This is a genomic window from Streptomyces amakusaensis (assembly GCF_039532665.1).
In the GTDB taxonomy this organism is placed as follows: Bacteria; Actinomycetota; Actinomycetes; order Streptomycetales; family Streptomycetaceae; genus Streptomyces; species Streptomyces amakusaensis.
Genome location: NZ_BAAASB010000012.1, coordinates 54,777 through 80,291 on the forward strand (window position 1 = coordinate 54,777; position 25,515 = coordinate 80,291).

At 70.5% G+C, this 25,515-nt stretch carries 20 protein-coding genes and 1 pseudogene; 11 read left to right on the plus strand and 10 right to left on the minus strand.

Annotation, left to right across the window (positions count from 1 at the left end):
- Positions 1–173 precede the first annotated feature (173 nt).
- The 3 genes from metX to ABD371_RS21655 form a co-directional block, all read right to left on the minus strand.
- The gene (gene metX, locus ABD371_RS21645; RefSeq protein WP_344479636.1) at positions 174–1,334 is read right to left on the minus strand and encodes a homoserine O-acetyltransferase MetX; all 1,161 of its coding nucleotides are present in this window, start codon (positions 1,332–1,334) and stop codon (positions 174–176) included.
- Positions 1,331–2,689, minus strand: coding sequence for a bifunctional o-acetylhomoserine/o-acetylserine sulfhydrylase (locus tag ABD371_RS21650; RefSeq protein ID WP_344479310.1), 1,359 nt, complete (start codon positions 2,687–2,689; stop codon positions 1,331–1,333). The genes metX and ABD371_RS21650 overlap by 4 nt, the downstream gene beginning before the upstream one ends.
- Before the next feature lie 251 nt (positions 2,690–2,940).
- A complete protein-coding gene (locus tag ABD371_RS21655) occupies positions 2,941–4,308 on the minus strand; it encodes an FG-GAP and VCBS repeat-containing protein (RefSeq protein ID WP_344479311.1) in 1,368 nt (455 codons plus the stop codon).
- Between the two features lie 355 nt (positions 4,309–4,663).
- On the opposite strand from ABD371_RS21655, the gene ABD371_RS21660 reads away from it, so the two are divergent.
- On the plus strand, positions 4,664–5,647 hold the full coding sequence (locus tag ABD371_RS21660; RefSeq protein WP_344479312.1) for a DMT family transporter: 984 nt from the start codon (positions 4,664–4,666) through the stop codon (positions 5,645–5,647).
- Between the two features lie 16 nt (positions 5,648–5,663).
- On the opposite strand, the gene ABD371_RS21665 is transcribed toward ABD371_RS21660, so the two are convergent.
- From ABD371_RS21665 to ABD371_RS21680, 4 genes are all read right to left on the minus strand, one after another.
- Entirely contained in the window at positions 5,664–6,533 is an 870-nt protein-coding gene (locus ABD371_RS21665; protein WP_344479313.1) for a hypothetical protein, read from the minus strand.
- Complete coding sequence (locus tag ABD371_RS21670) at positions 6,530–7,507, minus strand: fatty acid desaturase family protein (protein ID WP_344479315.1); 978 nt, start codon at positions 7,505–7,507, stop codon at positions 6,530–6,532. The genes ABD371_RS21665 and ABD371_RS21670 overlap by 4 nt, the downstream gene beginning before the upstream one ends.
- A complete protein-coding gene (locus tag ABD371_RS21675; RefSeq protein WP_268247189.1) occupies positions 7,507–8,625 on the minus strand; it encodes an amidinotransferase in 1,119 nt (372 codons plus the stop codon). The genes ABD371_RS21670 and ABD371_RS21675 overlap by 1 nt, the downstream gene beginning before the upstream one ends.
- Before the next feature lie 243 nt (positions 8,626–8,868).
- Entirely contained in the window at positions 8,869–10,758 is a 1,890-nt protein-coding gene (locus ABD371_RS21680) for an ABC transporter ATP-binding protein (RefSeq protein WP_344479318.1), read from the minus strand.
- A gap of 210 nt (positions 10,759–10,968) precedes the next feature.
- On the opposite strand from ABD371_RS21680, the gene ABD371_RS21685 reads away from it, so the two are divergent.
- Positions 10,969–11,490 (plus strand): RICIN domain-containing protein, encoded by a 522-nt coding sequence (locus ABD371_RS21685; RefSeq protein ID WP_344479319.1) that lies wholly within the window; start codon positions 10,969–10,971, stop codon positions 11,488–11,490.
- Positions 11,491–11,884: 394 nt separating this feature from the next.
- A complete protein-coding gene (locus ABD371_RS21690) occupies positions 11,885–13,078 on the plus strand; it encodes a N(5)-(carboxyethyl)ornithine synthase (RefSeq protein WP_344479321.1) in 1,194 nt (397 codons plus the stop codon).
- 250 nt (positions 13,079–13,328) lie between these two features.
- Here the strand turns inward: ABD371_RS21690 and ABD371_RS21695 are convergent.
- Positions 13,329–13,646, minus strand: a pseudogene (locus ABD371_RS21695) (transposase); the annotation flags it as partial.
- A 176-nt stretch (positions 13,647–13,822) separates the two neighbouring features.
- Between ABD371_RS21695 and ABD371_RS21700 the strand changes: the two are divergent.
- From ABD371_RS21700 to ABD371_RS21730, 7 genes are all read left to right on the plus strand, one after another.
- Positions 13,823–14,779 (plus strand): D-2-hydroxyacid dehydrogenase family protein, encoded by a 957-nt coding sequence (locus ABD371_RS21700; protein ID WP_344479638.1) that lies wholly within the window; start codon positions 13,823–13,825, stop codon positions 14,777–14,779.
- 362 nt (positions 14,780–15,141) lie between these two features.
- Positions 15,142–16,833: an FAD-binding oxidoreductase gene (locus ABD371_RS21705; protein WP_344479322.1), complete on the plus strand. Its 1,692-nt coding sequence runs from the start codon at positions 15,142–15,144 to the stop codon at positions 16,831–16,833.
- Positions 16,834–17,122: 289 nt separating this feature from the next.
- On the plus strand, positions 17,123–18,031 hold the full coding sequence (locus tag ABD371_RS21710; RefSeq protein WP_344479325.1) for a peptidoglycan-binding protein: 909 nt from the start codon (positions 17,123–17,125) through the stop codon (positions 18,029–18,031).
- An 88-nt stretch (positions 18,032–18,119) separates the two neighbouring features.
- Complete coding sequence (locus ABD371_RS21715) at positions 18,120–18,626, plus strand: FBP domain-containing protein (RefSeq protein WP_344479326.1); 507 nt, start codon at positions 18,120–18,122, stop codon at positions 18,624–18,626.
- Positions 18,627–18,767: 141 nt separating this feature from the next.
- The gene (htpX, locus tag ABD371_RS21720; protein WP_344479328.1) at positions 18,768–19,682 is read left to right on the plus strand and encodes a zinc metalloprotease HtpX; all 915 of its coding nucleotides are present in this window, start codon (positions 18,768–18,770) and stop codon (positions 19,680–19,682) included.
- Positions 19,683–19,692: 10 nt separating this feature from the next.
- Positions 19,693–20,289: a PspA-associated protein PspAB gene (pspAB, locus tag ABD371_RS21725; protein WP_344479329.1), complete on the plus strand. Its 597-nt coding sequence runs from the start codon at positions 19,693–19,695 to the stop codon at positions 20,287–20,289.
- A 278-nt stretch (positions 20,290–20,567) separates the two neighbouring features.
- Positions 20,568–22,304, plus strand: a complete 1,737-nt coding sequence (locus ABD371_RS21730; protein WP_344479331.1) for a lysyl oxidase family protein — start codon at positions 20,568–20,570, stop codon at positions 22,302–22,304.
- Positions 22,305–22,382: 78 nt separating this feature from the next.
- Here the strand turns inward: ABD371_RS21730 and ABD371_RS21735 are convergent, their stop codons facing one another.
- Positions 22,383–23,708, minus strand: coding sequence for a lysine N(6)-hydroxylase/L-ornithine N(5)-oxygenase family protein (locus ABD371_RS21735; RefSeq protein ID WP_344479333.1), 1,326 nt, complete (start codon positions 23,706–23,708; stop codon positions 22,383–22,385).
- 76 nt (positions 23,709–23,784) lie between these two features.
- Between ABD371_RS21735 and ABD371_RS21740 the strand changes: the two genes are divergently transcribed.
- Entirely contained in the window at positions 23,785–24,732 is a 948-nt protein-coding gene (locus tag ABD371_RS21740; RefSeq protein WP_344479335.1) for a methionyl-tRNA formyltransferase, read from the plus strand.
- Here ABD371_RS21740 and ABD371_RS21745 read toward each other — a convergent pair.
- Positions 24,716–25,357 carry a hypothetical protein gene (locus ABD371_RS21745; protein WP_344479337.1) on the minus strand — a complete coding sequence of 214 codons (642 nt, stop codon included), beginning with the start codon at positions 25,355–25,357 and terminating at the stop codon, positions 24,716–24,718. The genes ABD371_RS21740 and ABD371_RS21745 overlap by 17 nt on opposite strands.
- Positions 25,358–25,515: the final 158 nt, after the last annotated feature.

Genomic DNA, 25,515 nt, shown 5'->3' on the forward strand with positions numbered 1-25,515 from the left:
AGGGCATGGGCGCACACGGAAGACCGGACTTGTCGGAGTGGGGGACCCGAAGTCAGCACTGATCATATTAGGTGAGCCTTGCCTAAATTGTCACTGTCGCGGTTTCGCGGGGGAAGACCCGGGTGCGGCCGGTTCCGGCGATCATGGTCCGCCCGGCGGTCACGTCCCGGTGGTCACGGTCCGGCGAGTTCTTGCACGAGGGCGGCGACCTGCTCGGTCTCGATGAGGAAGCCGTCGTGGCCGTTGGGGGACTCGATCGTCCGCAGCCGGTCGGCCCCGGGTATGCGCGCCGCGAGAAGGCGCTGCTCGGCCAGCGGGTAGAGCCGGTCCGACTCGACGCCCGCGACCAGGGTGCGGGCGCGGACCCGGCGCAGCGCCGCCGCGGTGCCGCCGCGCCCGCGCCCGATGTCATGGCTGTTCATCGCCTCGGTCAGCACCACATAGCTGCCGGCGTCGAACCGCCGTACCAGCTTGGCGGCGTGGTGGTCGAGATAGGACTCGACCTGGTAGCGGCCACCGTGCCAGGGGTCCTCGGCGTCCTGCGCGGCACGCTCGAAGCGCGCGTCCAGCTCCGCCGGGCCCCGGTAGGTGACATGGGCGAGCCGCCGGGCCAGGCCGAGGCCCAGATGCGGCCCCCGGCCGGGACCCGCGTCGTGGTAGTCGCCGCCGTGCCAGTTGCGGTCCGAGCGGATGGCGTGGAGCTGGATGCTGGACCAGGCGATCTGCTCCGCGCCGGTGGCCGCCGGGCAGGCGAGCAGCAGCAGTGCCTCGGTGCGCTCCGGATGGGTCACCGCCCACTCCAGGGCGCGCATCCCGCCCATGGAGCCGCCGACCACCATGGCCCAGCGGTCGATGCCCAGCCGGTCCGCCAGCAGGACTTCGGCGGCGGTCTGGTCACGGGTGGTGAGAAAGGGGAAGGCGCTGCCCCAGCGGCGGCCGTCGGGGCGGCGGGCGGCGGGGCCGGTGCTGCCCTGGCAGCCGCCCAGCACATTGGGGGCGACGACGAACCAGCGGTCGGTGTCCAGGGCCCGGCCCGGCCCGATCAGCCCGTCCCACCAGCCGGGGGTGGGGTGTCCCGGCTGCGCGGGGCCGCTGACATGGCTGTCGCCGGTGAGCGCGTGCAGGACGAGCACGGCGTTGGAGCCGTCGGGGGCGAGGCGTCCCCAGGTCTCGTACGCCAGCCGTACGCCGGGGAGTTCGCCACCGCTCTCCAGCGGCAGCGGCTCGGCGAGCCGGACCCACTGCCGCCGGCCGGGCGGGTCTCCCTCCTGCCAGGCCCCGGTGGCGGGGGGCAGGGGGGCGAACCGCCCGGCGGCTTCGGCAGGGGTGTTCAGGAGGCGGCCTTGGCAGCGCGGAAGCCGGTCTCCAGATCGGCCTTGAGGTCGGCGATGTTCTCGATGCCGACCGACAGCCGCACCAGGCCGGGCGAGGTGCCGGTGGCGGCGAGCTGCTCGGGGTCGAGCTGGCTGTGGGTGGTGGAGGCCGGGTGGATGATCAGGCTGCGGACGTCGCCGATGTTGGCGAGATGGCTGAAGAGTTCCACGGCGTCCACGAACTTCTTGCCCGCCTCCACCCCGTCGCGCAGCTCGAAGGCGAGGACCGCGCCCGCGCCCTCCGGCAGATAGCGCCGGGCCGCCTCGTGCCAGCGGTTGGAGGGGAGCCCGGGGTAGTGGACGGCCGCCACCTCGTCGCGCTGCTCCAGCCATTCGGCGAGGGCCTGGGCGTTGGCGGAGTGCCGCTGGATGCGCAGGCTGAGCGTTTCGACGCCCTGGAGGAGAAGGAAGGCGGAGTGCGGGGCGATGGCGGGGCCGAGGTCGCGGAGCAGCTGTACGCGGAGTTTGACGGCGAAGGCCCCGGGGCCGAGGGCGGGCCAGTAGCGCAGTCCGTGGTAGCTGGGGTCGGGGGCCTGGAAGTCGGGGAACCGTTCGGCGTTCGCGCCGAAGTCGAAGGTGCCGCCGTCGACCACGACGCCGCCGAGGGTGGTGCCGTGTCCGCCGAGGAACTTGGTGGCCGAGTGGACGACGATGTCCGCGCCGTGCTCGATCGGCCGGAGCAGATACGGGGTGGGCACGGTGTTGTCGACGATCAGCGGCAGGCCGGCCTCGTGCGCGACGTCGGCGACCCCCCGGACGTCCAGGACGTTTCCGCGCGGGTTGCCGAGGGTCTCGGCGAAGAGCGCCTTGGTGTTGGGGCGGACGGCCTCGCGCCAGGCGTCCAGGTCGTCCGGGTCGTCGACGAAGGAGACCTCGATGCCGAACTTCGGCAGGGTGTGCCGGAAGAGGTTGTAGGTGCCGCCGTACAGGGAGGTGCTGGAGACGATGTGGTCACCGGCCCGGGCCAGGGTGAGGATCGCCAGGGTCTCCGCCGCCTGTCCGGAGGCGAGCGCGACCGCCGCGACCCCGCCCTCCAGCGCCGCGATCCGCTGTTCGAAGGCGTCCTGGGTGGGGTTGTGGATACGGGTGTAGATGTTGCCGGGCTCCGCGAGGGAGAAGAGGTCGGCGGCGTGCTGGGTGTCGCGGAAGACGAATGACGTGGTCTGGTAGATCGGCACCGCCCGGGCTCCGGTGGCCGGATCGGGGGTGGTTCCCGCGTGGACCTGCTTGGTCTCGAAGGACCAGCCCGGGCCGGGGGTGGCGGGGGTGTCGTCGGGGGTGTGACCCGCGGCCACCGAATCGATGGGCTGGCTCATGGCGCTTCCTTCGGACGAGGGGTGGTGGGGCGGGCGTGAACGCTCCGGGATCCCGTTCGCAGGCAAGGTAACGACCAGAAAATCGAACGTGGAAGATCCGCGCGCGGATCGCCACATTTCCGCAACACCAGTGCAATATTCCTCGTCATTCCTCGTCCGTACGAGGTCCTCAGGGCCTCCGGACACGACTGAGCGCCGTGGTCCGCGGTGTTCGGCGGGCCACGGCGCTCGGGAGGTTCACCGTACGGGGGTCACTGGGGGAAGGAGGCCCGCAGCGGGATCTCGCGGGCGGAACGGGTGGTGATGCCGCCGGAGCCGCCGGAGAGCAGGACGCTCTTCTTGCCGCTGTCGGAGATCAGCAGATCGGCGTCGCCGTCGCGGTCGAGGTCGCGCAGACGCACGTCCTGGCCGAATCGGGCGTCCTTCGCGGCGCTGCCGGGCACGCCCGAGGTCTGGCGGGTGAACCACTGGGAGCCGGTGCCGGTGAGGCCCTTCTTCCCGCCGCGCAGGATGTGCACGCCGCCGGCCGAGGCGGCGGCGCCGACCTTCTCGCCGGGGACGCTGACGGCGAGGTCCGGGTAGCCGTCGCGGTTGGTGTCGCCCGCCGAGACCTTCAGGCCGAAGTGGTCGCCCGGGGTGACGCCGGTGGCGACGCCCTCGGTGGCCTGGCTGAGGTGGCGCGTGGAGACGGGGCCGTTCGCGCCGCCGCGCAGCACGGCGAGGGAGCCCGCGTCGCCGTCGCGGCGGAGGTCGCCGACGGCGAGGTCGCCGTAGCCGTCCTTGTCGAAGTCGGCGATGACCCCGTCGGCGTCGTAGAAGTCGGAGTCGTGGTTGTAGGTGGTCAGGGCGCCGGGCGTGATCGTGGAGCCGCCGCGGAGGAACCAGGCGGCCTGGGTGTGGTCGTTGACGAAGCCGTCGCCGAGCACATACAGATCGGTGGCCTTGTCCTTGTTGACCTTTCCGGCGACGAGCTTGGTCGGCTCGATGAAGTCGTGCCCGTTCGAGGGCGAGTGCCGGGTGATCTTCCCGGTGCCGCCGGACTTGGAGAACCCGCCCCGGTAGATGTAGGTGGTGATGTTGTCGGCGACCGCCAGGTCGGCCTTGCCGTCGCCGGTGAAGTCGCCTGCGGCGAGGGAGGTGCCGAGCCGCTCGGGGGTGTAGCCCTTGAGGACGGGGATGCGGCCGGCGGCGGAGCCGAGGCCGGACTTGGAGCCCCACACGATGGTGACCGCGCCCTGCTCGGAGGCGTTGCCCACTCGCTCGGTGCGGTCGCCCACGGCGAGGTCGGCGTATCCGTCGCTGTTGAAGTCGGCGGAGGTGAGCGTCGCGCCGAAGGCGTCGCGGTATCCGTCGGTGTTGCCGGCCTTGCCGGGGATGCCGGGGCTGTCCTGGGTGAACTTCTTGGTCTTGGTGCCGGGGCCCTTGGCGGTCCCGTAGGTGACGGTGAACGAGCCCCACGTGCCGGTGGCGAAGTCCCGGTGGCCGTCGCCGTTGTAGTCGTCGACGTGTTTGGCGGGGGCGGCGGCCACCGCTCCCGTCGACACATGGAGCAGGCCGCCGGTCATCGCGGCGGCGGCTGCCGTCGCGATGACGAGACGGAGGTTCTTCCGCATGGACATGCGCGTCTCCTGCTGCGTACGGGGCCCGGCGGCGCGGGCCCGCGATGGTCTGGTCGCCCGTCCGGGCAGGGCCGCGTGGGGGTGGCGGGCCGGGGCGGCCGGCGCGGTTTCGCGCCGGCCCGGCCGGGGTGGTGCCGTGGCTTTCAGGGACGGATACAGGGAAGACACACCGGGGGCGGCAACAGTTGTACGGAATTCAGAATTTCTCTCGAACGATTTCGGGCGGGGCCGGAGGGGGACACGGTGGCCGAGATGTTCACTGTGCGGCGGTGGCTCCGGGCGTAGGGTGATGCGCCGGTCGGCCGTGCCCGGGGACGGGAGGCCATGACCACTCGCTCCGTCGGGAGAACGCACTGTGCCACGCGAAACCGTAGAGATCTCCCCCCTCCCCTCCGGCGGGGAGCGCGCCGTGCGGCGCGGTCTGCTGTTCCTGGCGGTCGCGGGCGCGACCTGGGGAACCACCGGGGCCGCCGTCGATGTCGTCTACCGCTCCAGCGACCTGGGTCCGGTCGCCGTCTCCTTCTGGCGCTACGTCGGCGGTCTGGCGCTGCTGCTCGGCGCGGTCGCGCTGCGCCCGGCCCGCGCGATGCCCGGCGGGGTACGGCGGAAGGGGCACGGGCGGCGGAGGTCTGCGCTGCTGCTGGGGACCGGCCTCGGGCTGGCCGTGTTCCAGACCGCGTACTTCGGGGCGGTGAAGGAGACCGGACTCGCCGTCGGCACCATCGTCACGCTGGGGGCCGGGCCGGTGTTCACGGCCGTCGGCGGCCGGCTGTTCCTGGCCGAGCGGATCGGGCGGGCCGGGGCGGTGGCGGTCTGCGGGGCGCTGGGCGGTCTCGCGGTGCTGGTGCTGGGCAATCAGAAGGGGGCGGTCGATCCCCTGGGGGTGGGGTTCGCGCTGCTGTCCGCCGCCGGGTACGCGGTGGCCACCCTGCTGGCCCGGTGGACCGGGCGGCACGGCGGCGGTGAGGACCCGTACACCCTGACGATGTGGTCGTTCGGGATCGGCGCGGCGGTGCTGCTGCCCCTCGCCTGGGCGGAGGGGATCCTGCCGCACTCCGGCGAGCCGGGGCGGGTGCTGCTGCTCATGCTGTACATCGCGGCCGTCACCACCGCGCTCGCCTATCCCCTGTATTTCGCCGGGGTGGCGGCGGTGCGGGCGGCGACGGCCTCGGTGGTGATGCTGATCGAGCCGGTGAGCGCGGCGCTGCTCGCGGTGACGCTGCTGGACGAGCGGCTCACGGCGGCGACGGTGGCGGGCACCGCGCTGCTGCTGTCGGCGGTGGCGGGCCTCGCCGTGGCGGAGTCCCGGGTGGCCCGGGCGGCCCCGGTCCCGCCCTGAGCGGCGGGACCGGGCGTCAGGTCCACCAGATCAGTTCGCCCCGGTCGTTCAGGGCGGTGAAACAGGTCAGCAGCAGCCGTCGGCCGGGGCCGGTGGAGCCGCCGCCGGGGTCGCCGCCCAGTACGGCGTGGGCGAGGTTTCCGTTGATCACGCACAGGTCACCGGTCCGGACCGGGACGATCAGGGCGGGATGCTCCTCCAGCAGCTCCGGCGGATAGGGGAAGCCGCTGTGGGAGAGGCCGAGCCGGGCGCGGGAGCGGTCGTCGGGCTCGACGTTCCACAGTTTGATCTGCCCCGTCCCGGCGGGCACCTGGGGGTAGACGTTGACCGCCATCACCCGGCGCAGCCGCTGGATCTCGAATCCGCGCTGCGAGGGGTCGCCGAGCTGGGCGAGATCGTCGTGGGGCATCAGCTGGAAGGGGCCGGTCCTGTTCCAGCAGACAGCCTTGGAGTCGCCCGCCGCACGGCCGCCGTGCCGGGCGGCGCGGGCCCCCCGTACCCCGCCCGGTCCGGTGAGCGCCGCGCGGAACGCGGAGACCGGGTCGGCGGTTCCCCGGTAGAGGTCGCGTACGGCCTCGGCGGAGTCGGCCGCCTCGGTCAGATAGGCGTCGGTGGTCTTCTCGATGTGGGACGCGCCGACGAGATATCCCTCGACGCCGTCCTCGCCCTCCCCGTACCGGGGGTTCCGGCCGGTGGAGGCCCAGAAGTTCGCCACGATCCGGCGGCAGTCCCCGGCGGGGACGAAGCCGCTGAGCAGACAGGCGGCCAGCTCGCCCCGGAGCACCTTCAGCACGGCGGGGACGTCGGGCTCGCCGCCGGTGGTGCGGTGGACCCGGAAGCCGCCGGGCGGCAGGGCCCTGCCGGTGATCCGCGCCCCGCCCGTCACGGGGTGCCTCCGGCGCTCGTGCCCCGGTGGTGGAGGCGTGGCCGGCGGCGGTGCAGGAAGCCGAGCACGGCGGGTACGGGGCTGACGATCCGGGGCCGGGATTCCAGCAGCGCCCGGTGGCGTTCCCGTACGGCGGGCAGGCCCGACCAGTGGGTCGCGGGGCTGAGGTGGTGTTCCTGGTGGTAGCCGTCGTTGAAGGCGAGCAGGTTGTACAGCCGTCCGTAGTGGCTGACGGAGTCGGCGGCGCGGTCGGCGGGGTCGGCCCCGTAGTGCCGGTAGTAGTTCTGGACGTTGACCACCGTCAGCGCGGTGAAGAAGGCGGGGAGGTAGCAGAAGAGGGTCCACTGCCAGGAGACCGCCGCGAACAGGGCGAGCGAGAGACAGTGGGCGGCGCGGTCCGCGCGGACCTGGCGCAGCTCCCTCGTACGGCGCGGCTCCCTGCGGGAGACCAGGGGGAGCAACGCGGTCTCCCGCTCCCCCACCCGCCAGAGCCGGGTCGTGTACAGCGTTTCCCGGGCCCGGTCCGCGAGCGAGTCCAGTGCCCCGCCGAGCGCGTAGGAGAGGAGGGGGGTGTGCTCGCCGTCGACGCCGTCGCGGTAGGTGGAGGAGGTGTCGCGGGTGGTGCCGTCGGGTCCCTTGGCGTCGTTGTTGAACCGGTGGTGGTTGCGGACATGGGTGAGGTGGTAGGCCTGCACCGACTGGCCGATATTGGCTGAATTGAGCACTGATACGAGGGCGTTGAGCCGGTGGGAGGTGAACCAGGGCGCATGGGTGAACAGATGGGAGACGACGATGATGTTGTACGCCGTCATCGCGGTCAGCAGGACGAAGGCGGCCGGCCTCCCGGCGGCGTGGGCGGTGTCCCAGCCCGCGGCGAGCAGGATCGTGACGGCGAACTGCGCCACGCTGAACGCCAGCAGGAGGGCGTCCCTGGGGGTGTGTCTCCACAAAGGCGCTCTCGGTGTGCCCGGCATCAGAAGTACGCCTCCAGCGTGCCGCGCCGGCGCACGTCCAGGGTGGCGCAGTGGAACGAGCCGCCGAAGCTGTTGAAGTTGCGGAAGTCGCAGGGGATCGGGGAGAAGCCGAACTTCTTCAGGGCTGTGATCATCGGTTCGTCCTGGCGCTCCACGATCACGCGTTCCTCGTCCAGCATCAGGATGTTCATGTTGATCCATTTGCTGGTCATGTACAGCGGATGGGTGTCGGGGATCACCGGCCGGGGGGCGGGCATGACGTCCCAGCCGTCGAAGAGCCTGGGCACCTCGGGCACCCGGTCGGGGTGGATGAGCAGCTTCCCCGGGGCCATCGGGACGAGGGTCGCGTCGATGTGCATGGGGTGCGCGTCGCGGAACTCGAAGACATGGACGCGGTAGGCGTCGCCGAGGTGCCGGCGGAGCCACTCGATGCCGAATTCATTGGTGACATTGCTCTTCTGGGCGATGATGTCGCGCCCGCAGCGGGTGAAGTCGGCGGCGTCGAAGGTCGGTTCGAACTCGGTGACGACGAGCCGCTGCGGCCCGTCCTCGCCGGGGTCGGTCCACTCCTGGTCGTACTGGACGTCCTTCAGTTCCGGTTTGGGGCCGGCGCTCCACTTGGCCCCGCCCCGGAAGTACTCCTTGAGCAGCGGCCGGTAGGCGAGGGACTCGAAGTAGCGTGAGCGCCAGGCCATCGGGCACTCGATGATGTCGTCGCCGATGACGAGCAGCGCGTCCCGGGGCATCGCCGCGTACATGCCGGTGCTGGTCCAGTCCCAGGTGCTGTAGGGCTCGCGCTGGGGCAGCGGCTCGGGGCGGCGCACCGTCACGCCCTCGCTCCGCAGGATGCGGACGAATCCTTCGAGTTCGCGCTGTGCGGCGGCGACGCGCTCCGGCGGGAAGGGGCTGCCCGCGTGGCGGCGGAAGGTCTCGTGCTGGTCCGGCGGGAGCACCGGGGGGAGGGCCGGGTGCCAGGGCGGGAAGCTCGCGCCGTCGACGATGCCGACGATCACCTCTTCCAGGGGGTCCCATTCGGTGTAGGAGCACACGGGGCTCTTGGACCGGGGGGCCGGGAGGGTGCCGCCGGGAGTGTCGGCGGCGGGTGCGTCGGTTCTCACAACCGGTCTCCTCGCGCTGCGGTCGTCGGGGGTCCGGACCGTCGCGGGGGAAACGCCGCCCTGGATCGAACGGCCCCCCGGCCCGGATGTCGGGAGAACGTGCCCATCCGGTGGTGTGCCAATCGGCGGACGGGCGGAGTGTCCGCGATTTGGCCCGAAAGACTGCCCCGACGGGCAGCCGCGAACGCCCGGGCGGGCCCCGGGCGTGTGCCGGGGCCCGCTCTCGTGCGCGGGGAGCGCGGTTCAGGCGGGGACACCGGCCCGCTCCGCCTCCGGACGCTCGAACTGGGTGCGGTACAGCTCCTCGTACCGGCCCCCGGCGGCGAGCAGTTCGGTGTGGGTTCCGCGTTCGACGACCCTGCCCTCCTCGATGACGAGGATGAGGTCGGCGGCCCGTACGGTCGACAGCCGGTGGGCGATGACCACGGCGGTCCGGCCCTCCAGCGCCTCGCCCAGCGCTTCCTGGACCTCCGACTCGGAGGTGGAGTCGAGGTGGGCGGTCGCCTCGTCGAGGATGACGACCCGCTGGCGGGCCAGGAGCAGCCGGGCGATGGTGAGCCGCTGCCGTTCGCCGCCGGAGAGCCGGTAGCCGCGCTCGCCGACGACGGTGTCGAGGCCTTCGGGCAGTTCGGCGATCAGAGTGTCGAGGCGGGAGCGGCGCAGTGCGTCCCAGAGGTCTTCCTCGGTGGCCTCGGGCCTGGCGAGCAGCAGATTGGCGCGGACCGACTCATGGAAGAGGTGGCCGTCCTGGGTGACCATGCCGAGGGTCTCGCGGATCGAGTCGGCGCTCAGGTCGCGGACGTCGACGCCGCCCAGCCGTACCGAGCCCGCGTCGGCGTCGTAGAGCCGGGGCAGGAGCTGCGCGATGGTGGACTTGCCCGCGCCGGAGGAGCCGACGAGGGCGACCATCCGGCCGGGCTCGGCCCGGAAGGAGATGCCGTCGAGTACGGTCGCGCCGCCTCGCGAGTCGAGGGCCGCGACGTCTTCGAGGGAGGCGAGGGAGACCTTGTCGGCGGTGGGGTAGGCGAAGGAGACTCCGTCGAACTCCACGGAGACCGGTCCGTCCGGTACGCGCCGGGCGTCCGGCTTCTCGGCGATCAGCGGCTTCAGGTCGAGGATCTCGAAGACCCGCTCGAAGCTCACCAGCGCGCTCATCACCTCGACGCGGGCGCCGGCCAGCGCGGTCAGCGGGGCGTAGAGGCGGGTGAGGAGCAGGGCGAGGGCGACGACGGCTCCGGCTTCGAGGCCGCCGTTCCGGGCGAAGTGGCCGCCGAGTCCGTAGACCAGGGCGAGCGCCAGCGCCGAGACGAGGGTGAGCGCGGTGATGAAGGCGGACTGCGCCATGGCGGTGCGGACGCCGATGTCACGCACCCGGCGGGCGCGGGCGGCGAATTCGGCGGACTCGTCGGCGGGCCGCCCGAAGAGCTTGACGAGGGTCGCGCCGGGGGCGGAGAAGCGCTCGGTCATCTGGGTGCCCATGGCGGCGTCGTGGCGGGCCGCCTCGCGCTGCATCGCGGCCATGCGGGATCCCATCCGGCGGGCGGGGACGACGAACACGGGCAGCAGGGCGAGGGCGAGGAGGGTGATCTGCCAGGAGATGCCGAGCATCACGACGAGGGTGAGCAGCAGGGTGACGAGGTTGGAGACCACGCCGGAGAGGGTGTTGCTGAAGGCCCGCTGGGCTCCGAGCACGTCGTTGTTGAGCCTGCTGACGAGCGCTCCGGTGCGGGTGCGGGTGAAGAAGGCGACCGGCATGCGCTGGACATGGTCGAAGACCGAGGTGCGGAGATCGAGGATCAGCCCCTCGCCGAGCGTCGCGGACAGCCAGCGGGTGAGCAGCCCGAGGGCCGCCTCGGCGACGGCGATGACGGCGATCAGCAGCGCGAGCCGGGTGACGGTGCCGGGGTCCCCGCCCCGGACGATCTCGTCGACGATCTTGCCCGCGAGTACCGGGGTGGCGACCGCGAGCAGCGCGGTGACGGTGCTGAGCAGCAGAAAGCGGTTGAGCTGCCGGCGGTGCGGGCGGGCGAAGGAGGCGATCCGGCGCAGCGTGGCCCGGGAGAAGGGCCGCCGGTCCTGCTGGGCGTTCATCGCGCTGTGCAGCGACGACCACGCGGTGACTTCCATGTCCATGAGAGTGCCTCCCGAGAGTGTGTGAACAGAACGCTAAAACCCCAACCAAACTTGAGGTCAAGGACGGAAGAGAGGGCTCTCCCCGCCCTCCCCCGTCAAGAAGTCGCCCTCAGCCATGAACCGGTGCTTTCGGACGGTTCGTCTGGTGAACGAGTGATCGGGGGTGCGGGAGGGGCAGGATCCGCCCACTCGACCAACCAGGGAGCGGACATGAACCTTCGCGGCATGAACCACCTCAAGGCACTGGCGGCGACCGCACTCCTCGTCGCGGCGGCGTCGGCCCCCGCGGCCACGGCGGCGGAGGCCGACCGCCCGGGCCCCCGGAACACCCCGCAGATCTGGGTCAACCAGAACTCGGGCAAGTGTCTGGAGATCTACGGCAGCGGCACGGCCGACGGCGTGGGCGCCTTCCAGTGGGACTGCAACGGCGGATCCAACCAGCTGTGGCTGAACACCAAGGGCGGCGCTCCGACCGAGATCAGAAACGTCAACTCCAACAAGTGCATAGAGGTCCGCGGCGGCGGCCTGGGCAACGGGGTCGGCGTCGCGCAGCGGGAGTGCAGCGGGGTCGACTGGCAGAAGTGGCGCATCAACCCCAACGGCGACGGCACCTGGACCATCACCAACCACCACTCGGGCAAGTGCCTGGAGATCTACGGGGGAGGGAAGGGGAACGGGGTGGGCGCCTTCCAGTGGGACTGCAACGGGAAGGGCCATCAGAAGTGGTGGTAGCTCTCCGGCGGCGCCCCTGGGGAGTGTCTTCAAAGTAGCGTCGTCCGCCCGAGTGGGGGTCCCCTCACTCACTCATCCACCGTGTGGCGACCCGCTCGTCCGGTGCCCACCGGATCGGCAACCCCACCATTCACTTCGACGACCTGGACCTGACCGGCGCGCGTACGCCCCCGTGGCCGCCTACGGTCAGTCCAAGTCGGAGCCCGCGCCGAACCCGGCGTCCCCGAGGGAATGGCTTCAAGCTCAGATGAGCGGTCGGCGTTCCGCGGCCGGTATCGGGAGTACCGTGGCGGTACCGAGCGCACCTCGCACGCCGTCATCCGCTTCGGCGTCGCCCTCGGGGAACGGCAATGCCGGAGCGCATCGCGTCCGGCCGGAAATGAGCCGCCCCAACATGAGCCTGATGAGTCTCGGAGTGATCGCCTCCTCTCGCAAGGAGAACGAGTTCCGGTTGCCGCTGCACCCGCACCATCTCGGCCGGATCGCCCCGGACGTACGCGAGAGAATCTTCCTCGAACAGGGCTACGGCCAACGCTTCGGCGTCGCGGACGATGCGCTGCGACCACTCGTGGGCGGCCTGCGCTCCCGCGAGCGGCTCCTCGCCGAGTGCGACATCCTGGTGCTGCCGAAACCGATGCACGACGACATCGCCGAGCTGCGCGAGGGCCAGGTGCTGTGGGGATGGCCGCACTGCGTGCAGGATGAGAAGACGACCCAGATCGGCATCGACCGACGGCTGACCCTGATCGCCTGGGAGGCCATGAACCACTGGACCTCCACGGGTGCCTTTAGCGTCCATGTGTTCCACAAGAACAACGAGCTCGCCGGCTACTGCTCGGTGCTGCAGGCCCTCCAGCTCGGCGGACTGACCGGCAGCTACGGCCGCCGGCTGCGCGCGGTGGTCATCAGCTTCGGCGCCACGGCGCGCGGAGCGGTCACAGGCCTGGGCGCCATGGGGGTGTCCGATGTCACGGTGCTCACCCAGCGCGCCGCCGCGGCGGTGGCCTCGCCGATGCCCTCGGTCGTGATGGGCCACTTCGCGGAGCGGGAGGACGACCCCACCCGCCTCCAGGCCTTCGCCGCGGGCGGTTCCATGCCGTTGGTGGAATACCTCGCCGGATTCGACATCATCGTCAACTGCGTACTCCAGGACACCGATGCGCCGCTGATGTTCGCCACCAATGAGGATCTCGCGCTCTTCCGGCCGGGAACCTTCTTCATCGACGTCGCCTGCGACGAGGGCATGGGCTTCGAATGGGCCCGCCCGACCACCTTCGGCGAGCCCATGTTCCCGGTCGGACAGGGCTGCCACTACTACGCGGTGGATCACAGCCCGTCTCATCTGTGGAACTCCGCCACCTGGGAGAACAGTGAGGCGCTCCTTCCCTATCTGCGCACGGTCATGAGCGGCCCCGAGGCTTGGGACAGCGACGTCACGATCCGCAAGGCCATCGAGATCCGCGACGGCGTCGTCCAGAATCCCAAGATCCTCTCCTTCCAGCACCGGTCGGCTGCCTACCCTCACCCTTCCGAGGCCCCGGCGAATCCGCTCGGCCGGGCGACCGAAGCGGCGCTCCCGCTGTCGTAGCCGTCATTCCGGCCGTGTCGCCTCCGTGGAGGCGCGGAGGAGCGGGATCGGCCACTGTTCGACACGGCCCGCGGCCCGGAGCGACCCGGCGCCTCCACCCCGCACACAGCGCGACGGCCCGCCGGGCGAGTCCCGGCGGGCCGTCGCGCTGTGTGCGGATCGGTCCGGCACGCCAGGGGTGCCCGACGTGTGAGCCGGGCGCCCCTGGCATGCCGGCTCACATGTCGGGCCTGGGTTCTGTCGTCAAATGTCACGCCCGCATCAGAAGTGATGCGAGGGTGACGACTGCTTCGTAGGACTGGGCGGTCTTGTCGTAGCGGGGGGCGATGCCACGCCACTGCTTCAAGCGGTTGAAGCACCGTTCCACCACATTGCGGCGCTTGCAGACCTCGCAGTCGAAGGCCGGCGGGCGGCCTCCGTGGCTGCCTCGCCTGGCCCGGTTGCCGGCCTGGTCAGCCCGCTCGGGGACCGTGTGCGGGATGCCGCGGTGGCGGAGCCGGGCGCGGATCGCTCTTGAGCTGTAGCCCTTGTCGCCCAGGACGTGATCGGGCCGGGTACGGGGTCGTCCCGGGTGGCGCCGTCCTCCCGTAGTGGGGGTCCCCCCGGGCCGAGGGCCCAGGGGGAGTGCGTGCCCGGGGGGACCCCCAGCGGCAGCTGGGGGAGGCACGGCGGACAGACGAAACCCGAAGACACGAACTAGGCTCCCCGCCATCCGAGTGATCGTGGAGGGCCGCCGCCGTGCCGATGCTGAACTGTGCCGTACTGGACGACTACCAGGGCGTCGCCCGTGACCTGGCCGACTGGGGAAGGCTGGGGCCCGGGGTGGAGGTGTCCTTCCTCTCCGGCCACTTCGGGTCCGAGGACGCGCTCGTCGACGCCGTCGGCCACTGCGAGATCGTGGTGGCGATGCGGGAGCGCACCCCCTTCCCGGCCGAACTCTTCGCCCGGCTGCCCCGGCTGCGCCTGCTGATCACCTCCGGGATGCGCAACGCCGCCATCGACCTGGCGGCGGCGGCACGCCACGGGGTCACCGTCTGCGGGACCGCCAGCAGCCCCGAGCCGCCGGCCGAGCTGACCTGGGCGCTGATCCTGGGGCTCGCGCGCCATCTGGTGACCGAGAACAGCGCGCTGCGCGCGGGCGGCCCCTGGCAGCAGACCCTGGGGACCGATCTCCACGGCCGGCGGCTCGGGCTGCTGGGCCTGGGGAAGATCGGCCGCCAGATGGCCAGGATCGGCGGGGCCTTCGGGATGGAGGTCGCGGCGTGGAGCTCCAGTCTCACCCCGGAGCGGGCCGCCGAATCCGGGGCGATCGCCCTGGGGTCGAAGGAGGAGCTGCTGGAGAGCAGCGACTTCGTCTCCGTGCATCTGGTGCTCGGCCCCCGGACCCGAGGGCTCATCGGGGAGGCGGAACTGCGGCGGATGCGTCCGACCGCGTATCTGGTCAACACCTCACGGGCGGCGATCGTCGATCAGGACGCGCTGCTCAGGGCCCTGCGCGAGGGATGGATCGCGGGGGCGGGGGCCGATGTCTTCGAGACCGAGCCGCTGGCCCCGGCGGACCCGCTGCGCTCGGCGCCCAACTTCCTCGGCCTGCCGCATCTGGGGTATGTGACCCGGCGCAATTACGAGGGCTACTTCGGGCAGGCGGTCGAGGACATCGAGGCGTACCTCGCCGGGGATCCGGTACGCGTCCTGGGGTGACCTGATCCATCAACCCGGCGGGGCCGCTCGCGCCCCGCCCGAACCACACACACCTGGCCGTCGGCCCGGGTGCGCCCGTCGGGGCGCACCCGGGCCGACGGCGTTTCACCATGTGCAAACACCATGGAAATTGATCCGGTTGACCTGCGACACGCCTATATCGGCATTGCTTTGACAAACGGACTAGTTGCGCATGGTGCAACCAAAGGTAATTTCAACGGCAGTTCGGACAGTTTTATCGATCCAGGTATTGCGTCACCCCAGTCACACCTGTCTACTCTTATTACGATCGATGATCGATCAGCTTTTCTCCGCCTTCTTCAGCTTTCTTTGCGAAGAGACCCATTTAGGGGAGTGTGGCCATGAGCAAGACGAACCCGGACCGCAACGTCGGACGCAGAAACGTCATCACCGGCGCCGCCGCCGTCGCCGGAGGAGCGGCCCTGGCGGCGGGCCTTCCCGCGAGCGCCCAGGCGGCCCCCCGGTCCGGCGCGGCGGTCGCGAACAATGTGACGACCGATCTGATCACCGTCACCCCGACCGACAGCCGCTTCCCCGACCTGGTGCGCGGCACCAACCAGCGCTGGTCGGCGACGCCCGAGAAGGTCCACCTGGTCACGACGACCGCCCAGGCCCAGAGAGCCGTACAGGAGGCCGCCAACGCCAACAAGCGGCTCACCGTGCGCAGCGGCGGCCACTGTTACGAGGACTTCGTCTTCAACAGTGAGACCCAGGTCGTGGTCGACATGTCGGGCATGAACCAGGTCTACTTCGACGCCTCCAAGAACGCCTTCGCGATCGAGGCCGGAGCCTCCAACCTCCAGATCTACGAGACCCTCTACAAGCTCTACGGCGTCACCATCCCGGCGGGCTCCTGCTACGCCGTGGGCGCCGGCGGCCACATATCCGGCGGCGGCTACGGCCTGCTCTCCCGGCTGCACGGTCTGACCGTCGACCACCTCTACGGCGTCGAGGTCATCGTGGTGAACGCGAACGGCACCGCCAGGACGGTGGTCGCCACCCGTGACTCCACCGGCCCCGAGAAGGAGCTGTGGTGGGCCCACACGGGCGGGGGCGGCGGTAACTTCGGCCTGATCACCCGCTACTGGATGCGGTCGCCCGGCGCGACCGGCACCGACCCGACCCAGCTGCTGCCCAAGCCGCCGTCGGAGGTCTTCGTGCACTCCACGGGCTTCAAGTGGTCCCAGATGAACTACGCCTCATTCACCCGGCTGGTACAGAACTGGGGCACCTGGCACGAGCAGAACAGCGCGCCGAACTCCCCGTACAGCTCGCTGTTCGGCCTGCTGAAGCTGACGCACATGTCCAACGGTCAGATCGGCCTGACCACCCAGATGGACGCCAATGTCCCGAACGCCCAGGGGCTGCTCAACGACTACCTCGCCGCGATCAGCGCGGGCGTGGGCGTGACTCCCACAGCGGTGACGACGCGGATGGGCGAGCACTCGGCCATGCCGCAGTTCTCCACCCCGCGCAAGCTGCCCTGGTACATCGCCACCGACTGGCTGAGCGGTGCCAACCCCACCCTGCGCGGCAAGTACAAGTCCTCGTACTCCCGCACGGCCTTCACCCCCCACCAGATCGACATGATGTACAAGCACCTCACCCTCGCCGGGTACAGCAACGGCGACGCCCTGGTGCAGGTCGACTCCTACGGCTGCAAGGTCAACGCCGCGCAGCCCGGCGACACCGCCGTACCGCAGCGCGACTCGATCATGAAGCTCCAGTTCCAGACCTACTGGACGGACGCGGCCGACCAGACGCCCCACCTGAAGTGGATCCGCGACTTCTACAAGGAGATGTACGGGCCGACCGGCGGCGTCCCGGTGCCGAACGCCAACAACGACGGCTGCTACGTCAACTACCCCGACAAGGACCTCGGCGACGCGACCCTGAACACCTCGTCGTCCACCTGGGCCGACCTCTACTACAAGGGCAACCACACCCGTCTGCGGCAGGCGAAGGCGACCTGGGACCCGAGCAACTTCTTCCGCCACGCCCAGTCGGTCCGCCTCCCCGGCACCCCCGTCTGACACTCCCTTCCCCACCCCTGACGCGCGCACCCCCGTCCCGCGTCCACCCCGCCCCCCGGGCAGCGGCATCCCGCCGCGCCCGGGGGGCGCGGTGCGTCCGGGGCCATGGAATGAGCCAACTCCCGTTACGGGCGGGCCAGTTGATACACAGACAAAGAGGTGCGGAGGTGATTGTGAATACGTAAGCCGACGCCAAGGAGGAAAGCGGTTCACAGACCCCCCAGACGGGGCATAACGATCAAGGACGGCCCGACGGCCGGCCGAAGATCGGGATGAAGGGGAACCGCCCATGGCGACACCACTCACCGCTGCGAGACTTGTGAAGATCCTCCGTGACGAGGGTCTGCGGGTGGTCGAGCACCGGAGCTGGCGCACACACAACCGGAATCACAAGGGGCCGTGGGGTCCGGCGCACGGGGTGATGATTCACCACACCGTCACCTCGGGCACCGAGAATTCGGTGGAGCTCTGTTACAACGGCCACGCGAGCCTGCCGGGGCCGCTCTGCCACGGGGTCATAGCCAAGGACGGCACGGTTTATCTGGTCGGCCACGGCCGAGCCAACCACGCGGGGCTGGGCGACGGCGATGTGCTGCGCGCCGTGATCGCGGAGGCGGCGCTGCCGGTGGACGACGACGCCGACACCGACGGCAATCGGTACTTCTACGGATTCGAGTGTGTGAATCTCGGCGACGGCCAGGACCCCTGGCCCGCCGCGCAGCTGGAGGCCATCGAGAAGGCCTCGGCGGCCATCTGCCGTGAGCACGGCTGGTCGCAGCGGTCGGTGATCGGTCACAAGGAGTGGCAGCCCGGGAAGATCGATCCCCGGGGGTTCACGATGGACTCGATGCGGGCCCGGATCAAGGAACGGCTGGACGCGGGGAAGCCGACGTCCCCGGAGAAGCCCGCCAAGCCCGCCAAGCCCGCGAAACCCGCGAAACCGGTGGCGAAGTACGAGCCGTTCCCCGGGGCCGCGTTCTTCACGGCGGGGAAGCGGAGCGCGATCATCACGGCGATGGGCAAACGGTTGGTGGCAGAGGGATGCGGTCGTTACCAAGTGGGGCCGGGCCCGTCCTGGAGCGAGGCCGACCGCACGTCGTACGCCGCCTGGCAGCGCAAGCTCGGTTACACGGGCAGTGCCGCCGACGGCGTTCCGGGCAGGAAGAGCTGGGACCGGCTGAAGGTTCCCAACGTCTGATCCGGCCGCTCTCCGGCCGCCGCCCGGGCGGGGGCGGCGGCCGGAAATTCGGATGCCCGGACCGACCGCGCTGTGTACGGTCCACCGAGTGGACCCGCTCACCGAGAAACAGATCCGCTCGTCCTTCGTGAACTGTTCGAAGGGCGAGGCGAAACGGCTCAAGCTGCCCCTCGACTTCGCCGAGCTTCCCTGGCCCGACCTGGACTTCGTCGGCTGGATCGACCCGGGAGCCCCGCTGCGGGCGCATCTGGTCGTCCCCCGGCCCGACGGCCCCACAGGCATCACCCTGCGCGTTCCCGGCACCCGGAACACCAGCGCCGTCAAGTCCAGCCTCTGCGGGATCTGCCTCACCGCGCACGCCTCCTCGGGGGTCGCCCTCATGGTCGCGCCGCTCGCCGGTCCGAGCGGCCGGGAGGGGAACACCGTCGGCATGTACCTCTGCGCGGATCTCGCCTGCTCGCTCTATCTGCGCGGCAAGCGGCAGCCCTGGATGCGGCCCCGGCAGTACGAGGAGTCCCTGAGCCTCGACGAGAAGGTCGCCCGCGCCATGGGCCACCTCGACGGCTTCCTGACGAAGATCACCGCCGGGGCCTGATCACCCTGCGCGCCCACGCCAGGACCTGGAGTGACACTCCGGAGGCCCGGCGGGGGCCCGGCGAACCGCGCGCCGAACAGCGGCGACAAGGGGCACAATCGAAGGTGGGGGGAGCGAAACGCTCTGCCGGAAGGTGATCAGATGGCAGCCCGCCGGACCCGGTCCCGCTACGCCCCGGACCAGGGACTCACCACCCGCATGGTGACCACCATGTTCCTGATCGGGCTGCTCTACGTCGTCTTCGTCGGCGTTCTGCTCGCCCTGCTGCGCGGCGCGTGGCCGATCATCCTGCTGATCTCGGGGGCGCTGTTCGTCGCCCAGTTCTGGTTCAGCGACAAGATCGCCGCGCGCGGCATGGGGGCCCGCGAGGTCACCCCGGAGGAAGCGCCCGAACTCCACGGCGCGGTGGACCGCATCTGCGCCCTCGCGAACATGCCCAAGCCCCGGGTCGCCATCGCGGACAGTGATGTGCCGAACGCGTTCGCCACCGGGCGGAGCCAGAAGACGGCCCTGGTCTGCGCCACCACGGGACTGCTGCGGCGGCTGGAGCCCAAGGAGCTGGAGGGCGTCCTCGCCCATGAGCTGTCCCATGTCGCGCACCGCGACGTGGCGGTCATGACGATCGCCTCCTTCCTCGGCGTGCTCGCCGGGCTGATGACCAGGATCACGCTGTACGGAGGGCTCAGCCGGGCCGGGCGCGACAGCGGCACCGCGATCGCCGTGGCGCTGATCCCGCTGATCAGCGCGGCCGTGTACGCGATCAGCTTCCTGCTGACCCGGCTGCTGTCCCGCTACCGCGAGCTGGCGGCCGACCGGGCCGCCGCGCTGCTGACCGGCCGGCCCTCGGCGCTCGCCTCCGCGCTGACCAAGGTCACCGGGGAGATGGCGGGCATCCCGACCCGCGATCTGCGCAGGGCGGAGCCGTACAACGCCTTCTGGTTCGCGCCCGCGTTCTCCTCCCGGGAGAGCCTGGCCAGGCTGTTCTCCTCCCACCCCACGCTGGAGCAGCGGCTGGAGCAGCTGAGCCGGATCTCGGCCCAGCTGGCTCGTCCGTGACGGCGTCGGCATGGGATTCCTCGATTCGATACTCGGCCGCGGCAAGCCGGCGCGCCCCGATCTCGACCGGCTCTTCGGGCTGCCCGGCGCGGCGGTCGCACTGGAGGCGGGGGCGGGTTTCACCCCCACCGGGGCGGGGTCGGTCTGTTTCGCCGCCGCGGAGGGCGGGGCCTTCGGCCGGATCGAGACGGATGTACGGGAGCTGCTGGACGCCGGGGCGGAGCGCGGCGGCGGCGTTCCGGTCGCCTTCAGCCAGGACGGCTACGGCTACACCTGGGTGCTCGTCCGCCGTCCGGCGGACGACATCGCGTCGCTGGTCAATGATCTGCACGCGGTGAACACGCTGCTCCAGGAGGCGGGGTTCGGGCCGCAGCTGCTGTGTTCCCTGGTCGCCTTCCACGAGACGGCGGGGGATCGCGCGCTGGCGCTGGTCTATCTCTACAAACGCGGCACGTTCTATCCCTTCGCACCGCTTCCCGGGGCGGTGGAGCGGCGGGACAACGCCCTGGAGATCCAGCTCAGGTCGCTTCTGGCGGACGATCTGCGGGTGGAGGCCGATCTCTCGCGCTGGTTTCCGGTGTGGGGCGCGCCGGGACTGACGGACTGATCCGGCTCACACCCTATTCACAGCCATATCACAGATGAAGCCCTCATGAGGGTCATATGCAATTTGATGACCTGTTCCCCTGCCCAAGGATGAATTCCGGCCAAGTATTCAGAACTTGTCCGGCCCCAGACAACCAGCGGAGTTCCCTCTCCCTCTCTTTCGGCACAGGCCACGAGATCACGCGATATCGGCACTGTCGGGCTGATACGTCCGGCCGGCCGCCCGTGCGCCGACGCCCACTCTCCTGCCCTTGAGGCACTCGCATCAGCAGAGGAACGATGAGCAGAACTCCCCGTACCCGTCTCTGGCGTTCAACCCTGGCCGCGTCGGCCGCGCTCGCCGTAACAGCCGGAGTCGTCGCCGCCGCGCCGGACGGCAAGAAGGCCGCGAAGCCCTCGCCGAAGCTCACGCTCGTCACGGCGACCTCGTCGATCACGGTGACCAAGTACCCGGACGACCCCGACTACCCGGAGTACAACGGTGTCCGGCTGGACCTCGGCACCTATGTCACTTCCGAGGGCTCGCCCTTCGAGCTGCGGGTGACGCGCAAGTCGTACAAGGACCCCGTCACCGTCCAGCAGATCGTCCACGACGGCAAGAAGAAGATCACCAAGAACCTGCCGAAGGGTCTGGTCAAGGACTTCCAGGGGCTTCCGGGCTTCCTCGATGTGAGCATCACCGACGCGGCGGGCAAGTCGGTCACCAAGCTCAGCCAGAGCTTCTGCCCGAACAACGCGTCCGGGCGGATCAGCCATGACGCCCCGCTCAAGTCCCGCTTCCCGCAGAGCTGCCCGACCAACCCCTTCACGGTCGGTTCGGTGTGGGGCGTCGAGAAGGGCTGGGCGGTCAACACCCACTCGGGCCACTACAACAGCCCGCGCGTCCAGCTGGCGGCCGGGACCTACACGGCCAAGGTGTCCGTCGCGAAGAAGTACCGCGAGCTCTTCGGCATCACCAGCAAGGCCAAGCCGGTCAAGGTGATAGTGGAGGAGTACAAGGAGGAGCCGGGCGGCCCGCAGGGACGTTCCGCCGCGGTCGGCGCGCACGACCACCACGCGGCCGGCCACGCGGGGCACGGCGCGGCGCAGGCCCCGCCGACCCTGGCCGAGGCGACGGGCGGCACGGGTCCCACGTACAACGTGGGCCACGCTCCCTACCCGCCGGCCCCGCCGGCGCTGCCCTGGGCGCTGAAGAAGAGCGCCCGCACCGTGGCGAACCTGGGCGACCGGGCCGGTCAGACGGACGGTTCGCGCCAGGCGGCCGGCGGGAAGCCCGCCGCCAAGCGCCCGACCGGCAAGCCGAAGGTGCCGAACGTCCCCAAGCCCGACCTGCGCTCGCTGCCCGCCTTCGACATCATCACCACCGACGGCAAGGAGCAGGGCGCACCGGGCAGGGACGAGCTGGCCTTCAGCGCCAATGTGTGGAACGCGGGCCCGGCGAAGCTGATCGTGGAGGGCTTCCGCGCTCCCGGCAAGGAGCTGATGGACGCGTACCAGTACTTCTACGACACCAAGGGCAAGCAGGTCGGCTACACCCCCTCCGGCACCATGGAGTGGGACCCGCGTGAGGGCCACGACCACTGGCACTTCACGGACTTCGCCAGCTACCAGCTGCTGACCGCCGACAAGAAGAAGGCGGTGCGCTCGGGCAAGGAGGCGTTCTGCCTCGCCAACACCGACGCCGTCGACTACACCGTGAAGAACGCCAACTGGCACCCGACCGGCACCGACCTGTCGATGGCCTGCGGCCAGGAGACCGCGATCTCCGTCCAGCAGCAGCTGGACGTGGGCTCGGGCGACACCTACACGCAGGGGACGCCGGACCAGTCCTTCGACATCACCGACGTGCCGAACGGCACCTACTACATCCAGGTGACGGCCAACCCGGAGAACCGCCTGAAGGAGACCAGCACGAGCAACAACTCGGCGCTCCGCAAGGTCGTTCTCGGTGGCGTGAAGGGCGCGCGCACCGTGACCGTTCCCCCGCACCACCTGGTGGACGACTCCCGCCGCTGAATCCGCACCACCGCGTGACACCGGGCCCGGCCGCATCCCAGCGGCCGGGCCCGGTCCTGTGCTGTGCCGACGGCGGGGTCAGACCGCGCCGGACGCCGTCCGGCGGGCGATGAGGGACGCCCTGATCTCCCCCGCGCGCACGGCGGTGTGCGAGAGCAGGGTGGAGGTGATGCCGTGGGTGTGCTCGGTGCCGCCCTGGAGGTAGATGTCGGAGGTGACCCGCGCGACGGTCTCCACCCGGTGGTCACGGCCGACCATCAGCGCGTCCTCGTCGTCGCGCAGGCACAGTTTGCCGAGTTCGCCGAGCCGTTCGCCGATGCCCTGCGGCTGGTAGCCCGTGGCATGGACCAGCAGATCGGCCTCCAGCACCTCCCGCTCCCCCGTCGGCAGGTACTCGATCGTGATGCCGAGGCGGGCGGAGTCCGCCGACACCTCGCGGATACGGGAGACATTGAGCATCCGCAGCCGCTGCCGCCCCTGGACCTTCTCCTGGTACATGGTCCTCGACAGCCCCTCGATCAGATCCATGTCCACCACCGAGTAGTTGGTGGAGCGGTGGTAGTCGAAGAGGGAGCGCTTCACCTCGCGCGGTGCGCCGTAGTAGATGTCGACGGCCTCGGGGTCGAAGATGCGGTTGGCGAAGGGGCTGTCGTCGGCCGGTGTGTAGCCGTACTTGGCGAAGACCGAGCAGATCTCGGCGTCGGGGAAGCTGCGGTGCAGATAGTCGACCGCCTCCGCCGCGCTCTGGCCCGCGCCGAGGACGACCGCGCGGCGCACCGGGACGGCGCGGTCGACGAGTTGGCCGACCCTGGGTATCAGTTCGCTGGTGTGCCAGACCCGGTCGGAGAGCACGGTTCCGGGCGGCAGCCTCGGTTCCATGCCCGTGGCGACGCAGAGGCTGCGGGCCCGGCGGACCACAGGAGCGCCCCCGCCGGCGGGGTCCCGGCTGGTCACGTCGAACCAGCGGATCTCGCCGTCCTCGGCCACCGGCTTCACCGAGACGACCTCCGAGGAGTACTCCACCAGCGTGTTCACCCGGGCGGCGGCCCACTCGAAGTAGTCGTGGAACTCGATGCGGAGCGGGAAGAGCGTCTTCTGATTGAGAAAGTCGACCAGGCGGTCACGCTCCCGCAAGTAGCAGAGAAAACTGAAGTCGCTGGTCGGATCGCGCATGGTGACAAGGTCTTTGAGGAAAGAAACCTGCATGGTTGCGTCGTCGATGAGCATGCCGCGGTGCCATCCGAAACCTGGTTGTTTCTCCAGGAATCCGGCATGGATGCGATCTTCTTGCGAGACCTGCGAGTTGTACTCCTGGATCGCGATCGCCAGGGCCAGATTCGACGGTCCGAAGCCGATCCCCAGAACGTCGTAGATGATGCCCGAACCGCTGTGCAGTGTATTCACCGCGTCATCGCCTCCCTCAGCAGGCATATGTTAGATAAGGTTAGCCTTACCTTGCAATGTCCTGAGGAGGATTCGCATGCGGGTCGTCATGTTCGGCTATCAGACCTGGGGCCACCGTACTTTGCAGGCCCTGCTGGATTCCGAGCACGAAGTGGTCCTTGTCGTGACTCACCCCAAGAGCGACCATGTGTACGAAAAGATCTGGGACGACTCGGTGGCGGACCTCGCCGAGAAGCACGGCGTCCCGGTGCTTCTCCGCAACCGTCCCGGCGACGAGGAAATGCTCCGCGCGCTGGCCGGGGCGAGGCCCGACATCATCGTGGCGAACAACTGGCGCACCTGGCTGCCGCCGGAGATCTTCGATCTCCCCCCGCACGGAACGCTCAATGTGCACGACTCACTGCTCCCGACGTACGCCGGTTTCTCCCCGCTGATCTGGGCGCTGATCAACGGAGAGCCGGAGGTCGGGGTCACGGCGCACCGCATGGACGCCGAACTGGACATGGGCGACGTCGTCTTGCAGCGCTCGGTGCCGGTGGGGCCGAAGGACACCGCGACGGACCTCTTCCACCGGACGGTCGACCTCATCGGCCCGATCGTCCGTGACGCGCTGGACCAGATCGAGGCCGGCACGGCGGTCTGGACACCGCAGGACCGCTCCCGGGCCTCCTTCTTCCACAAACGCGCGATCGAGGACAGCCGGATCGACTGGAACTGGCCGGCCGAGGATCTGGAGCGGCTGGTGCGCGCGCAGTCGGACCCGTACCCCAACGCCTTCACCCACCACCGGGGGGAGCGCGTGAGGATCGTCTCCGCCGCGGTCTCGCGGAAGTCGTACGGCGGCACCCCCGGGCGGATCTTCATCCGGGAGGACGACGGGATCGTCATCGTGGCCGGCGCGGACGCCAGGTCGGGGAAGCGCCCCGGACTGGTGATCAGGCGACTGCGGACGGAGGACGGGACCGAGCACGCGGCCACCGACTACTTCCGGACCATGGGCGGTTATCTCACCGGCCGCCCCTGACAACCCCCGGCCGCTCCCCCTCCGGCCCGCGCCGGGCCGGGACGGACGGGGAGACGGCTCCGTCCTCCATCCTCACCAGCCGGTAGCGCTGCTCGTACTTCGCCCCCCGGCGCCGGTCGGCCTTCTTCGGGCGGGCCCGCCGGGCGGCGGCCACCAGGGCCGCGATCTCGGGGCTCTCCCGGCGCAGCCGGTACAGGGCCCGTCCGGACATGCCGACCAGAGCTGCGGCGGGGGCGTGCAGCGCGCCGCCGCGCAGGGCGGAGAGCAGCACCCGCAGGGCGGCCGGGTTGAGCGCGTCGGCCGGGCGGGCGACGTCGTCCGTGCGGGCCATCTCCCGCGCGGCGGTCATCGCCGCCGCGAAGGCGTCGTCCCCGCGCTGCCAGTTGAGCAGCAGACGCTCGGAGACGCCCGCGGCCATGGCGCAGGCGGCCGGGTTCAGTCCGAGCGCCGCCGCCCGCAGCGCGTCGGCGCGGCGCGCCGCGTTCTCCTCGCGCAGATCCGGCTTTCCGCCGCGCAGGGCCCCGCGCAGGGACCGGTCGATGTCCTCATTCGCGTCGAGGCCCGCGATCACTTCGTCGGCCCACAGGTCCAGCCGGCTCAGGGGGGCCTCCAGCCGCTCATCCACTCGTACACCTTCTTAGGTTAGCCTCACCTAAGTATAGTCATCACTCGGGCGGTGCCGCCTCCCCGGGGCAAAACTCCTGGATCTCTGACGCGTTTTCACCTCCCGTGTGTCTCACCTTCCTTGAGAGGCTCCGCGCCCCGGTCCGGTTCCCACCCCGT